Source organism: Pseudoalteromonas sp. MMG007, assembly GCF_018100985.1.
Taxonomy (GTDB): Bacteria; Pseudomonadota; Gammaproteobacteria; order Enterobacterales; family Alteromonadaceae; genus Pseudoalteromonas.
Window position 1 is genome coordinate 336,019 of the sequence record NZ_JAGJEI010000001.1, and the last position, 13,063, is coordinate 349,081.

Sequence of the window (13,063 nt, forward strand, 5' to 3'; positions counted from 1 at the left end):
AAAAAATGGCTGCTCATTAAGTAGTCATTTTAGGAGTTGTAATGAATATAAAACGCACTTTCTCAGCCACTAAGCGGCGCCATTTAACGGCTTGTGTGCTGGCGTTAATAACCGCAGTGGTTATGATCCCCGGTATGACTACTTATTTGCCATTTGCGATGGAGCAGCAAATATTAATACCCATTATGTTATTTCCGCTTATTTGGGCGGGGTTATTTATATATGCCTACATGGCTGAAAAAGCATGGGTACCCTTTGTGCTTATGCTGGCAATTATTGCAAGCCATGCGGGTTTAAGCTTTTTTGCATTATCAGGAGCGCAGGGATGAAGTCTATTTCGTTAAAAAAGCTATTTTTACTGCATAGCTGGGTAGGGATTGTTACCGGGATTTTGCTTTTTATTGTATGTTTTAGTGGTGCAATTGCTGTGCTTAGCCGCCCGGAGTTAAAAATTTGGGCGAACCCTGAGCTACATCAGTTAAGTGCACTGCCTAGTGAAAAAGTAACAGCGCTTATTAATCAGTATCATCAGCAAGTACCGCCTTCGTTTGGTAAAAATATACATGTGTATTTACCCTCAGGGCATAACACGCATTTATTGACTATTTTATTTGAATCACATGAAGGTGATGAAAACTATGATGAGGAGGCTGCGTATGTTTATCAGTTTGACCCGCGTAATTTTAAGCTAGTTAACCAATATTATGGGGCCGCTGATTATTTTTATGAGAATCGTAAAACGGATGCGCCATCGTTTATTGGGCATTTTCATGCTGATTTACACTTAGGCCGGCCTATTGGCTTGATTTTAACAGGATTTTTAGGTCTTACATTACTGGTATCTACTATTACTGGGCTTTTTATACATCGCCAATTAATAAAAGAACTATTTACGTTTAGACGCAATAAAGACTTGGATGTTGTGGTTAATGATGCCCATAAAATTATGGGTATTTGGGGTAGTTTGTTTCATGGTGTTATAGGTTTTACGGGCGCATTTTTGGGTCTTGCGACAGTTATACTATTGCCTGCTGCTGCGTTTGTAAGTTTTGGTGGCGACCAAGATAAATTGGTTCAAAAATTTACAGCTATGCCCGAGCCGGTTATTTCTGAGCAATACCAAATGACTGATATTAATTCTATTTTAGTAGACGCTAAAACGCGTTACCCTAAAGCAAAGGTGGTTGATTTAACTATCATGGCGCACAATGACCAAAACGCAGAGGTGTATTTACGTTTAATTGGTGGCGATGCGGTGGCCTCTCAGCTTTTGCAATATCATGGCTCGGGTGAGTTTAGCAAAACAATGAGCAGTTTTGGTGATATTCCTGGCCCTGCGATTAAAGTGCTATCACTTTTGTTCCCTTTACACTTTGGCAATTTTGCTGGTGTATTCGTGAAAATAATTTGGTCTCTACTTGGATTAACAACAGCATTACTACCTTTGTCGGGCATGATGATGTGGTTAGCTAAGCGCAGCCGTGGCAGTAATCCCACTTTATCACAAAGCGCTTATCAAGCGTGGAATCGGGTTATTATTGGAAGTTGTGGCGGGTTAGTGCTTGCAACCGCTATTTTGTTCCCGGCTCAAGTGTTATTAAATCATTTTGTTGCGGCGCAATTTCATAATGCCTACTTTGGGCCTCTATTCTTTTATTCGTGGTTAGCTTGGTGTTTACTCGCTATTTTTCCACTAAATTATCATCGCTACTTACAGATGACTTTAGTTATAACCGGTCTAGCGTGTATTACGGTTTTACCTTTAAACCTTTTGTTGTCAGAAAGTCATGCATTTATGGCTGATAACTTATTAGTGACGGTGGTTGATATTAGCTTTTTAATTCTTGGAGCAGGAATTATATATCTCAGTCAACGTGTTGTGGCAAATCGCTTTGAGTTAAAACAACAAACAGTACTTAAACAGGAGCCTGTATGACTACATTTTACTTAGCTGTTGCATGTATTTTATTGTTAATTAGTAGCCTGTTACTAAGAAAGGCCAACACTGTAAGTCGCTTTTTAAGCCTATGTGTATTTATCATCGCGGTGATGTGTTTTATTGCAGTGTATGGTGCGATAGGGGGCGTATTCATTGGCGTTGCTGCTGCACTATTAATGGGTTTAGTAACGGCTTTTGCATTAGGCAAGTCTGTTAGTAGTAATTAAAATTAGATAAAGCCAATTCGTAATATATATAATGTGGAAGCTAAATCGTTATTTTCCTCAATTAAAGGGCATGACGATACGAATTGGCCTAACCGAAACTCTTTGGGTTAATTAAACGTTAGCCCAAAGACATTAAATAATATTTTTACCTTGCTCTGGATCGCGTGACTGTTCTGCTTGTTCACGTATTTCATTTGTATCACTGCTTACATCATCAAGCGTTTCACTTTGTTCTAAAGTTTCGCTTTTATTACCTTGTGCGGGTAACGGGTGAGTAACGTTTTTATCAACGTCGGTACTCTCTTTATCGTCATTTAATAAAATTCTCTCTCGTGCATCATCAGGCATGCTGATATTTTGCGTGGTAAATTCATTTACTAGCACACGCATTAGCTGAGAGGCCACTTTTAATGGACTGTGTTGTTCACTATTCACCCAAAAAAACAGGTTGAAATTAATAGTAGAGGACCCTAAGTTTTTAATAAGTACCTGAGCAGGGGGATCGCTAAGTACCGCACCTTGCTGATTGATAATTTTTAGTGCGAGAGTTTGTGCGCTGCGAATATCGTTATCATAACCAATGCCTATTTCGACCTTGCCACGCATTTTTGGGTTAGCCGTGAGGTTTTTAATAATATTTTTGTAAACTGTCGCATTAGGAATTTGTATGTGATTTCCATCGTAATCAACAAGCGTTGTAGCTCTTGCCGTTACTTTTTTAACAACCCCTAAACGCCCATCAACTTCAATTACGTCGTCTATTTTAAAAGGGCGTTGTACGCTTAATAATAAACTCGCTATAAAATTTTCAGCAATATCTCTAAAAGCAAAGCCCAATATTAAGCCAATAAGACCTGTGCCGCTCATTATGGCTACCGCAAATTCGGTTAACCCGGCAAGTCGTAAAAATAAATACATACCCAATAATAAAATTAAAATACTTATGCCGCGTCTAACAACTAAATGCACTAATTTGCTATCGGTCATGTAATCAATGGGTTTTATGAGTATTTTAGAAAGTGGAGAGGCTATAAAATAACTTACTGCGAGTAATATAAAACCCAATAAAAGGGTGGGTAATATTTGCGCTGTAGTATGTAGCAATTGCACGCTTTGATCGTAAAAATACTGCCAGCTAAATATATTTATGTTGGTTGATATCTTACTTGCAGCTTCATTATTTAGGGTTGTTAGCAGGTTAAAGTGACTAAGCATGCGTACCGTCCTTGAATTTTAATTACCCTTGATTTAGCAAGCTTAGTACCAAATTAAAAACCAAACCATGTATTTGCAAATGTTTGAGTATTGGCAAACATATTGCTGTATATCTATTATAAAAATTAAGGATATTAGTATGATCAAAGCAAAACGTGGACAGCAGGCAGAGCAACCAGTTCATATTCCTATGCGAGGCTGGTGGGATATAACAAAGCGTATTTTTAAACAAATGAGCGACGATAATTTATCGCTGGTGGCTGCAGGCGTCGCATTTTATGCATTATTAGCTATTTTTCCCGCTATTGCTGCGATTGTCTCTGTTTATGCTTATTTTTCATCGCCTACCGATATTAGTGAACATTTAAGCAAAATTGTTACTTTACTACCGCAAAGCACCAGCGACCTTATCCTTTCTCAAGTCTCAAGCCTTGCTCAAACATCTAGTGCAAGCCTGAGCTTAAGTGCAATAGGGACTTTAATTCTCACTATTTGGAGTAGCTCAAAGGGCAGTCAGGCGCTTATCACAGCGTGTAATATTAGTTATAGAGAATACGAAAAACGCTCTTTTTTTCAGGCACAAATAGTGCGTTTTTTATTTTCGGTTGGCGCTATTGTGGTCGCCATTTTTGCACTACTTATTATTGGTATTTTACCTATTGTACTTAATTTAGTGGGATTAAAAGAAAGTATAGATTTACTTATTAAGCTTATATCGTGGCCATTACTTGCGTTTACTTTTAACTTTGCATTAGTTCTTTTGTACCGTTATGCACCGCACCGAAAACCCGCTAAATGGAGATGGATCACGCTGGGATCGTCTATTGCTACGATATTATGGATATTAGCCTCTATCGGTTTTTCGTTTTATGTATCACGTTTTTCTAGCTATAACGAAACGTATGGATCGCTTGGTGGTGTGGTGATCATGCTAATGTGGCTATATATCAGTGCGTATATAATCACTTTAGGCGCTGTAATTAACGCTGCTACTGAGCAACAAACAGCTAAAGACAGTACAATAGGGCCTGCCAAAAAGCGCGGCCAACGAGGTGCCTACGTTGCAGATCATCTCGATGTAGAAAATGAATAATGGCTTTAGTTGTTTAAAGCCTATTTAATTATAGTAAGTAAGCGCGACAAGCTGTTGTTTAAACTCTTGTGCGGCAGGGCCTAGCCTGTCTGTATCGTTACACATTAAATATAGGTTTAAAGTACGGGTAGTACCTTGCTCTAAGTCGAGTGTAATGAGGGTTTGGCTTTCAATTAAATCTGCTATTTGAGTTTTTGGCAGCCATGCATAGCCTAAATTCTGGTTTACCATATCAATAGAGTTTTGTAAGTGGCTCACAGTCCAGCGCATATCCGCGCCTAACCAGCCTTCATCTTGATTACTATGATTTGCTGAATCGCGTACTACTATCTGCCGATGTAGTTTTAAATCGCGAAAATTAAGCTGCTCTGTTTGCTGATGCAGTGGATGATCTTTATGGGCAACAGCAATAAATTCTGCATCGCACAACATGCTACAGCTAATGCCGTATATAGGAATTGATGAAATCGCTAAGTCAACAACACCATCGTTTAGTAGCTCATTTGCGCCTGTTAATACACTTTGCACTAGCTCTATTTTTAAAAGAGGGTATAGCTCGCTGGTTTTAGCCAGTGCTTGATATAAAGTGGCGCTCGGGAACACCTCGTCAACGGCTATTTTTAATGTGCTTTCTATGCCTTCGCTTAGCGTGCTGGCAACCGATTCTATTTTACTCGCTTCTTCTATTAAAAACTCAGCACGACGCAATATAAGTCTTCCGCTGTCGGTTAAAAATGCTTTTCGACCTTTTACTTCAAGCAGCTTTATTTGCAATGCAGCTTCTAGCTTTTGAACGGCGTGATGTACCGTGGATTGGCTCTTGTGCACAGCGACGCTTGCTCCCGCAAATCCACCATGTTCAACAACGGCTTTAAACATTCGCCATTGCTCTAGTGTTGCTTTTGCCATATTCAAATCCTATTACGACTCTATCGATTGAATAACTTGACCGCACACAGCACATTTTTATTGCGTAATAGCTTATTTATTGTCAGAAATAACCACCTTATTGCTAATTAGCAGTGTCATAAATTCTTTTTTAGGCATTGGTTTGGCAAACAAGTAGCCTTGACCGTAGTCACAGCCCGCTTTTAATAAAAGCTCCATTTGTAATGGCGTTTCAATTCCTTCTGCAATCACTTTAAGCCCAAGCTGATGTGCCATCACTATAATAGCTTCACACAAAGCCAGTTCTTGGCTGCCTGCTTTAATGTCATCTACAAAACGTTTATCTATTTTTAGATAATCAGTATCCATTTCTTGAAGGTAGGCAAGCGATGAATACCCCGTGCCAAAGTCATCAAGTGCGAGTTCCATACCCGATTGAACCAACGTTTTTAACCTGCTCTGCGTAAGCGCTTCTGGGTTTACCATTAGGCCTTCGGTAATTTCTGCAACAATAGCCGATGCTGGTAGTTTTGCAGCGGCCAGCATATCGCACCAGTCATCGATTCCGCTATCGGCAGTCGAGAGCTGTATTGGAGATACGTTAACGCTAATTTGGAACGGTTGACCGCTTGCTGTTTTTATTTCTGTGAGTGTTTGAATAGCCTGAGAAAATACAAATTGGCCTAATACATTTATTTGCCTTGTTTCCTCTGCTAATGGGATAAAAGAATCAGGTGAGACCAAACCATTTACAGGGTGGTGCCAACGTATTAGTCCTTCGGCTTTGTGTATATGTAAATCATTTAGGGCTACGATAGGTTGATAAAATAACTCAAACTGATGAAGGTCTATTGCGCTTCGTAAATCTTTTAATAATTGCATACGGGCTTGTGCACGAATACGCATGTCTTCTGAGAAAAACTCAAAGCCATTACGGCCATTGCTTTTAGCTTTATACATAGCTTGGTCAGCGGCTTTTAAAAGCTGCTCAGTGCTTTGCCCATCACTAGGTGCGCAGGCTATTCCCATACTCGCACTAATAAATACTTCTTCGTTTTCAAGCATAAGGCCAGATGAAAGGCTTTGTAATATATTGCTTGCTATTTGGTTTATATGGCGATTACTTTTTACGTGATTAAAAACAATCACAAATTCATCACCGCCAATACGAGCGACAAACTCGGCATTTTTGGCTGAGTGCACAATACGTTGAGAAACCAATTTAAGCAGGTTATCACCATAATGATGGCCCAGCGTGTCGTTAATATCTTTAAAGCGATCTATGTCGAGAAGCATAATAACAAGGTTATTATCTTCGTTTTGAATAGCGTTAAAGCGCTGGTTTAAACGCTCTTTGAGTTCTAAACGATTAGGCAGGTCGGTTAGGTGATCAAAATGAGTTTGTCGCCATATAGTTTCATCTGCTCGTTTTTTATCTGTTAGATCAGTAAAAATAGCGACCCGACGAGTGGGTATGTTTTTATCATCATAAACAGTATCTATTTTTAGCCATTCAGTATAAATATCACCGTTCTTTTTACGGTTTATTATTTCGCCTTGCCACCGGCCTGTACTTCTAAGTTCTGCCCACATTTGTTGATAAAAGTCTTTAGAGTGCTCACCAGATGATAAAATATGGCTAGTTTTGCCTATGACTTCTTCTTTACTGTATTGAGTCGTCTTGCAAAATGCAGGGTTAACATCATAAATAATACCGTTTGGATCAGTGATAGCCATTCCTTCGCTACTATTGCTATACACAAGAGAGGCTAAATGAAGCGCTTTTTCGTTAATTCTTTTTTGACTAATATCCCTCAAAACGATAATAAATTCATTATTACTTTCTAGCGCATTAATACGGGCTTCAAAAAAGTGTTCATTGGTATTAATTCTTAATTTAAACTCAATTGCATGCGAGTTATCTAAGTCATTTAAATGTGAAAGCAATAACTGCGCGCTCTCTTTGGGTAATACTTCAGTTAATTTTAGCGAACCTTGTGTATTTACACTAAGCAGAGAACTGACATGCCCACCTATATACAACACATCGCCAAGTTCATTTATACGCATATAAGTATCGGGTAAAGCATTTAATAAACTCATTAATTCATTGTGCTTATTTTTTAACTTGGCTTCTGCAGATAGGCGAGTTTGGGCCATTACCTCAAAACGACTATAAAGGGCATGTAATTCAGGGCTGTTTGGTTTTTTTATATATTTAGGCATTGTGCCATTTGCAAGTTCATCAGTGGCATTTGATAAGTTGGCAATGGGATTAAATATACTAATTTTAATAAGGCGCCTAGCAAGCAGTACGAGCAAAGCAATAGCGGTTAAAAAAGCGAAAATCGTTTTTATAAAATTGGCGTTTACTTCGTTTATAAAATCTTCTACTGATACGGCTATATATATATCTAAATTGTTATTATGTGCGTCTTCGTAAATAACAGAACGATGAAATATTTGGTTTTCCCCTTGCGCATTTTTAAACACTTTTAAAGAGCTTTTATTGTGGAGCAAGTCTGTGTCTGTAATTTTTTTACCTAGTCTGCTCGGGCGACTTGGGTAATTGGCAATAATTAAGCCATTAGGGTCGGCAATAACAGCTTTAGCGTTATTAGGAAATTCAGCTTCATTTAATGCAATATTCCACCAGTTCAAAGCAATTACAGTAACTAAGGTACCTTTTAATTTATTATTAGTATCAATTATCGGGTATGCAAAATTCACGCTTTGAGCTTGAATACTTCTATCGTATTGAAAATATCCAACAGAAAAGTCTCTATTACTAATCGCATTTTGAAAATACGTTCTATCACTAATATTAATGTTATTACTGCGGCCATTTGTTACGCATTGCAGCTCACCATCGGCGTTAACAATACCTATATTTGCAATATTGCTGTAAAGGGCTTTAATTTCAAAAAAATAGTCTGGGCAGGTGGTTGGTAGTTCTTCATTGCTTGGCGTTTTGCCAGCCAAAAATATAGTTAAACGTTTTACATCATCAATCATATTTTTCTGATGTAAAGTTAATTGCTTAGCTATGCTAACTATTCTTTCCTCACTTTTTTCAATAGCAGCATCACGCTCAAACCAAAGCGTAAATACAGTAACAGCTGCACCAGGAATGCTAAGTAGGATCAATAGTCTGTAAAGCTGGCTTTTAAGCGATGAAGTAAAAATAGTTTTTCCCTAAATCTTAATTTCCTAAAAAATGATTGTAGACATAAAATCTGAAAATAACCATACAATATATAGGGTTGTATCAAATAAAACTAAAGTTTAAGTACTTAATAAATAAGTATGTATTTATTAAGCGTTTAATTAAATGTTCCGAATATATAAATAAGAAAGTTATTAAGAATTTATTCTAAAAAATAGAATGTTTAACTCTATTTAAAGACATAGTTGTTTTATTAATAGAATGCTTTAATAAAAACCACTTAATATTGTTTATCGTGAACTTGAAATGAAAATATCTAAAGTCTTAACAGCTTACGCAACCCAAGATGGTGACGGTGTGAATATTCGTCGAATACCAGGATTTGATGGCAAATATTTAGATCCTTTTTTGATGATTGACGAACTAAAATCGGATGACAAAAACGATTATATTGGCGGCTTTCCTGCACACCCGCACAGAGGTATTGAAACATTTACCTATATTTTAAAAGGTGGGTTTGAACACCAAGATCAAATGGGAAATAAAGAAGCCATAAGAGCTGGAGATGCACAGTGGATGAGTACTGGCAAAGGTGTAATGCACAGTGAAATGCCTTTAGCTGATGAGATAGATGGCTTACATGGATTCCAAATATGGATCAACATGCCAAGCGATGAAAAAATGCGTGAACCACGTTATCAAGATACCACCAAAAATCCTGTACCAAGTTTTACAAATGAGCAAGGTGTCACGCTAAAAGCACTTGCAGGGAATTGGCAATTTTCAGATCAATCATTAAATGCCAGTTTACAAAGCTTGGCCGCCAGTGCTGCATTAGCTGATATACAGATACCTGCGGGAAAAAGTATTCAGTTAGCGCCATTAGTACAACAAAAGGTGATGATTTATGTACACAGCGGTTCAATAAGTACCAGTGATGAGCAAGATTTTACTACAGGAAAGCTGATTATTTTAGAGCGCAATAGCGACATAAGCTTAAAATCAAAAGAGGGCGCTGGTGTATTAATACTTGCTGGGCAGCCATTGAATCAGTCAATAGCGCATATGGGGCCATTTGTAATGACCACGCAAGATGAGATTAAACAAGCTGTTCGTGATTTTCAAAATGGTGAATTTGGCAAAATTTAGGGAGAAAGAAATGGGTTTATTAGTAGATGGCCAATGGCAAGATAAATGGTATGACACCGATTCAAATAACGGAAAATTTAAACGCGAAGATGCACAGCTTCGTAACTGGATAACGAGTGATGGCAGTGCAGGAATCACAGGAGAAGGGGGTTTTAAAGCACAGCCAAATCGCTATCATTTATATGTATCACTCGCATGCCCATGGGCTCACAGAGCGCTAATTTTTAGAGTACTGAAGCAGCTTGAAAGTATAATCTCTATTTCGGTTGTAAGCCCTGATATGCTCAATAATGGTTGGAGCTTTGATAAAAACAACCACAGTACAGGTGATGATTTATTTGACAGTGAATACTTACACCAAATTTACACAAGAAATAATTCTAGCTACACAGGGCGAGTAACTGTACCTGTGCTATGGGATAAACAGCAAAATAAAATAGTTAGTAACGAGTCGGCCGATATTATCCGTATGTTTAATAGCGCGTTCAATGAGGTAACGGGCAATATTAATGATTATTATCCCAAAGATCTGCGTACTTCAATAGATGAAATAAATGCACTCGTATATCCAAATATAAATAATGGCGTGTATAAAACGGGGTTTGCAACAACTCAAGCAGCCTATGAAGAGTCATTTGATGCGCTATTTACTGCGCTTGATGAAATCGAGAAGGTTTTAAGGACTAATCGTTATTTGACGGGTAGTAGTTTGACCGAAGCTGATTGGCGTTTATTTACCACTCTAATACGTTTTGACAGTGTTTATGTAGGGCACTTTAAATGTAACTTACGCTCGATTGAAAGTTATCCCTTTCTACGAGAGTACCTGCGTGAGCTTTATCAATTTAAAGGCATTAGTAAAACAACTAATTTTTATCATATCAAACGCCACTACTATTTTAGCCACGCTATGATAAACCCAACGCAGATAGTGCCCAAAGGGCCACAAATTAACTATAAAAGGGCCCATAACAGGGAGGGGATCAAATAATTACTTTAAGCCAATAACTTCGCAAGCCAACCATATTTCCTTATGAAGCTTGTATCGCTCTTACCTGCTTGTACGGTAACTCCCGCCATAAAGGCTGATGTTAGTCCTACCTTGGTGGCGGCAAACCGTTTAATACGATACTTGAACGCTGCGTGATGCTGACGCTTTAGCTCATCGCGCATATCCATTTGCTTTGAAAGAGCTTCAACGTTTTCATTGGGTGCTTTAATTAAATAGTTAACTAACATATCAACTTCCTTATAAATTAAATAACTGTTTTAAGCTTTTGATTGTTCTACTAAAACCAATCTTATTACCTAAATACACCGTATTTCTCCACAGCCATACAAGACAAATAATTTGCGCCAAGGCGGCCGTTGCAATACTTAGCCACACTGAGCCAAACAAGTCGTACATGCCATAGCCAATGGCCCCTAATAAACCAGCCCATAATAAAATCAAACCACTGGCAAAACAGCCTAAAAATATAGTAATTAAAGCCATCGATCTAAGCGATAATTTCCACTCAGCTTTAGCAAGTTGGTGGGTGATCTTTCCTTGAGTATGGTAATCCTCCTTGAGTTGCTTAGAGTATTCAATGATCTTAGCTATATGATCCTGCCAATCGTCCTTTTGGCTTTGTTCGTCAGTGGTTTGGTCTTGAGCAGCCTCATCCTTGCGGGCTGCTTCTGTATTTGAGCTATTCATTGTTTATTACTTACGACGTAATAATGAAGTAAGTAACATACCTGCTGCAAATGCAATTCCGGCAGTTGCTAACGGATTTTCTGAAGCAAATGCACGTGTTTTGGTAGTACATTCAGAAAGCTTTTCACGAGCTATAAGTTGTTTCTCACTTAGTGCTTCCGCTGAACTTGAGGCACCTTTGCGTACACTTGACTCAGCTACAGATGCTTTACTTGAAAGAGCATCAACTGCTTCATGCGCTACAGAAGTTGCCTTTTCTGTAAATGGTGCTTCGCTTTCGGTTTGTTTAAGCTCAGGTTTAATATTCGTCTGAGTATTTGTATCAGTATTCGCTTTAGTGTTTGTTGCAGTAGCCATAATCAATCCTTAATAAGTAAATAAAAAAATTTAACTGGTAGTTTTACTAATGCAACGTTCAAACCAATAGTTAAAATAAAATTAACGTTATGATTTATATGGATTTATTTTTAATTTTTATTCCCCTTGTAATTATCGAGCTAGTATCATGAAGTAACAATTTCTACTTCTTTGAGTAAATTTTACATACTAGGGCCTGCTTATCTTTGAGGTTAAATTCGCAGCAGCATGTTTAGTGTTCAGGCAGGCAGCACTTATGTAGTGTGGTTATTCCCTATAAATAAGCGATAGCATAGAATCAAATCCAAACATGTGCTGCCCAAAGAGTTCTGCCTAGAGGCAATTTATTCTTTGTTATCTACATGGATGTATCAGGGTGCGAGAGCAGCAAGCGGAAGCTTTGTTTGGTTTTATTTATTCTTACATGGATGTAAGCCTGTAGGGTAACGCAGGAGCAGTTACCGACCCCATTAGGTTATAAACTTAACGCCGTGATTAAATTGTCCCCAAATTTAATAAATTTCAATCCTGAAAGGTCAACTTGCCCTAATAATTAAGGTTTAATTATTTGTAATTATTCACTGGTTATTCAGCAAGCAAAGAGTGTAAACAGAAAGTTACCAAATGGATGGTAAATAATTTTTATCCTTTAATTCCACTTTTTCCCACTTAATTCAACCGCTTTGCTTGAACCCTTATTTTTATTAGCTTTGAGAGTCGTTAAAGCTGGTCAGCTTACTTGACAAATGAGCTTGTCAAGCCCTAAACTGGAGCACTGTGGTAAAAAGTGGTTTTTAGTGGATCTAACTGGATCAAATTAATCGAAAGTCGATTACACAATTTAAAAGTAGGCTTTTCATGTTTCGTGGCGCGAGTTCACTGAGTTTGGACGATAAAGGACGTTTTGCGGTACCTACCAAGTACCGAGATACGCTGCTATCTGAAGATCAGGGAACGGTTATATGTACCGTCGCATTAAATGAGCCGTGCTTATGGTTGTATCCACTTGCTGAGTGGCTTGAAATTGAAAGCCGTTTGGCCAAAATCTCTAATATGAATCCTCGCGCTCGTCGCATGCAGCGTATGTTGCTTGGTAACGCCACAGAGTATCAACTTGATAAAAATGGTCGAATTTTGCTAGCGCCGTCATTGCGGTCGCATGCATCACTTGGCAAAAAAATAATGCTGGTTGGTTTGATGAATAAATTTGAAATTTGGGACGAGGCGCGTTGGCACGAGCAAATGCAGCAGGACACTGAGCTTGAGAGGCTTGGTAATTTTGAACCTAACCAAGATTTAGATAATTTCACACTCTAACGGCACAAAAAAA

At 38.2% G+C, this 13,063-nt stretch carries 13 protein-coding genes; 7 read left to right on the forward strand and 6 right to left on the reverse strand.

Features of this window, described 5'->3' with window-relative positions; translation table 11 throughout:
• Window positions 1-41 precede the first annotated feature (41 nt).
• From J8L71_RS01615 to J8L71_RS01625, 3 genes are read left to right on the forward strand one after another with little or no spacing between them, the layout of a single operon-like run.
• Entirely contained in the window at window positions 42-329 is a 288-nt protein-coding gene (locus tag J8L71_RS01615; protein ID WP_210998971.1) for a hypothetical protein, read from the forward strand.
• The gene (locus tag J8L71_RS01620; protein WP_210998972.1) at window positions 326-1,936 is read left to right on the forward strand and encodes a PepSY-associated TM helix domain-containing protein; all 1,611 of its coding nucleotides are present in this window, start codon (window positions 326-328) and stop codon (window positions 1,934-1,936) included. The genes J8L71_RS01615 and J8L71_RS01620 overlap by 4 nt, the downstream gene beginning before the upstream one ends.
• The gene (locus J8L71_RS01625) at window positions 1,933-2,166 is read left to right on the forward strand and encodes a hypothetical protein (RefSeq protein WP_210998973.1); all 234 of its coding nucleotides are present in this window, start codon (window positions 1,933-1,935) and stop codon (window positions 2,164-2,166) included. Before J8L71_RS01620 ends, J8L71_RS01625 begins: the two co-directional genes overlap by 4 nt.
• Window positions 2,167-2,298: 132 nt before the next feature.
• On the opposite strand, the gene J8L71_RS01630 is transcribed toward J8L71_RS01625, so the two are convergent.
• Complete coding sequence (locus J8L71_RS01630; RefSeq protein ID WP_210998974.1) at window positions 2,299-3,381, reverse strand: mechanosensitive ion channel domain-containing protein; 1,083 nt, start codon at window positions 3,379-3,381, stop codon at window positions 2,299-2,301.
• 139 nt (window positions 3,382-3,520) lie between these two features.
• Between J8L71_RS01630 and J8L71_RS01635 the strand changes: the two genes are divergently transcribed.
• On the forward strand, window positions 3,521-4,474 hold the full coding sequence (locus J8L71_RS01635; protein ID WP_210998975.1) for a YihY/virulence factor BrkB family protein: 954 nt from the start codon (window positions 3,521-3,523) through the stop codon (window positions 4,472-4,474).
• A 24-nt stretch (window positions 4,475-4,498) separates the two neighbouring features.
• Here the strand turns inward: J8L71_RS01635 and J8L71_RS01640 are convergent, their stop codons facing one another.
• On the reverse strand, window positions 4,499-5,383 hold the full coding sequence (locus J8L71_RS01640) for a LysR family transcriptional regulator (protein ID WP_210998976.1): 885 nt from the start codon (window positions 5,381-5,383) through the stop codon (window positions 4,499-4,501).
• 72 nt (window positions 5,384-5,455) lie between these two features.
• Window positions 5,456-8,506 carry an EAL domain-containing protein gene (locus tag J8L71_RS01645; RefSeq protein WP_348771782.1) on the reverse strand — a complete coding sequence of 1,017 codons (3,051 nt, stop codon included), beginning with the start codon at window positions 8,504-8,506 and terminating at the stop codon, window positions 5,456-5,458.
• A 328-nt stretch (window positions 8,507-8,834) separates the two neighbouring features.
• Between J8L71_RS01645 and J8L71_RS01650 the strand changes: the two genes are divergently transcribed.
• Entirely contained in the window at window positions 8,835-9,677 is an 843-nt protein-coding gene (locus J8L71_RS01650) for a pirin family protein (protein WP_210998977.1), read from the forward strand.
• A gap of 10 nt (window positions 9,678-9,687) precedes the next feature.
• On the forward strand, window positions 9,688-10,668 hold the full coding sequence (locus J8L71_RS01655; protein WP_210998978.1) for a glutathione S-transferase family protein: 981 nt from the start codon (window positions 9,688-9,690) through the stop codon (window positions 10,666-10,668).
• Between the two features lie 5 nt (window positions 10,669-10,673).
• Here J8L71_RS01655 and J8L71_RS01660 read toward each other — a convergent pair whose 3' ends face one another.
• The 3 genes from J8L71_RS01660 to J8L71_RS01670 are packed head-to-tail and all read right to left on the reverse strand — an operon-like array spanning window position 10,674 to window position 11,733.
• On the reverse strand, window positions 10,674-10,916 hold the full coding sequence (locus J8L71_RS01660) for a hypothetical protein (RefSeq protein ID WP_210998979.1): 243 nt from the start codon (window positions 10,914-10,916) through the stop codon (window positions 10,674-10,676).
• 10 nt (window positions 10,917-10,926) lie between these two features.
• Entirely contained in the window at window positions 10,927-11,376 is a 450-nt protein-coding gene (locus J8L71_RS01665) for a hypothetical protein (RefSeq protein ID WP_210998980.1), read from the reverse strand.
• Between the two features lie 6 nt (window positions 11,377-11,382).
• A complete protein-coding gene (locus J8L71_RS01670) occupies window positions 11,383-11,733 on the reverse strand; it encodes a DUF883 C-terminal domain-containing protein (protein WP_210998981.1) in 351 nt (116 codons plus the stop codon).
• 858 nt (window positions 11,734-12,591) lie between these two features.
• Here J8L71_RS01670 and mraZ point away from each other — a divergent pair.
• Window positions 12,592-13,050: a division/cell wall cluster transcriptional repressor MraZ gene (gene mraZ / locus J8L71_RS01675; RefSeq protein WP_210998982.1), complete on the forward strand. Its 459-nt coding sequence runs from the start codon at window positions 12,592-12,594 to the stop codon at window positions 13,048-13,050.
• The last annotated feature ends 13 nt before the right edge of the window (window positions 13,051-13,063 follow it).

Bases quoted from the DNA above. Each gene is read 5' to 3' on its own strand.
- J8L71_RS01650 (WP_210998977.1), top strand. From the start codon at position 8,835: ATGAAAATATCTAAAGTCTTAACAGCTTACGCAACCCAAGATGGTGAC.
- J8L71_RS01665 (WP_210998980.1), bottom strand. From the start codon at position 11,376: ATGAATAGCTCAAATACAGAAGCAGCCCGCAAGGATGAGGCTGCTCAA.
- mraZ (WP_210998982.1), top strand. From the start codon at position 12,592: ATGTTTCGTGGCGCGAGTTCACTGAGTTTGGACGATAAAGGACGTTTT.
- J8L71_RS01625 (WP_210998973.1), top strand. From the start codon at position 1,933: ATGACTACATTTTACTTAGCTGTTGCATGTATTTTATTGTTAATTAGT.
- J8L71_RS01660 (WP_210998979.1), bottom strand. From the start codon at position 10,916: ATGTTAGTTAACTATTTAATTAAAGCACCCAATGAAAACGTTGAAGCT.
- J8L71_RS01615 (WP_210998971.1), top strand. From the start codon at position 42: ATGAATATAAAACGCACTTTCTCAGCCACTAAGCGGCGCCATTTAACG.
- J8L71_RS01635 (WP_210998975.1), top strand. From the start codon at position 3,521: ATGATCAAAGCAAAACGTGGACAGCAGGCAGAGCAACCAGTTCATATT.
- J8L71_RS01620 (WP_210998972.1), top strand. From the start codon at position 326: ATGAAGTCTATTTCGTTAAAAAAGCTATTTTTACTGCATAGCTGGGTA.
- J8L71_RS01670 (WP_210998981.1), bottom strand. From the start codon at position 11,733: ATGGCTACTGCAACAAACACTAAAGCGAATACTGATACAAATACTCAG.
- J8L71_RS01640 (WP_210998976.1), bottom strand. From the start codon at position 5,383: ATGGCAAAAGCAACACTAGAGCAATGGCGAATGTTTAAAGCCGTTGTT.
- J8L71_RS01655 (WP_210998978.1), top strand. From the start codon at position 9,688: ATGGGTTTATTAGTAGATGGCCAATGGCAAGATAAATGGTATGACACC.
- J8L71_RS01630 (WP_210998974.1), bottom strand. From the start codon at position 3,381: ATGCTTAGTCACTTTAACCTGCTAACAACCCTAAATAATGAAGCTGCA.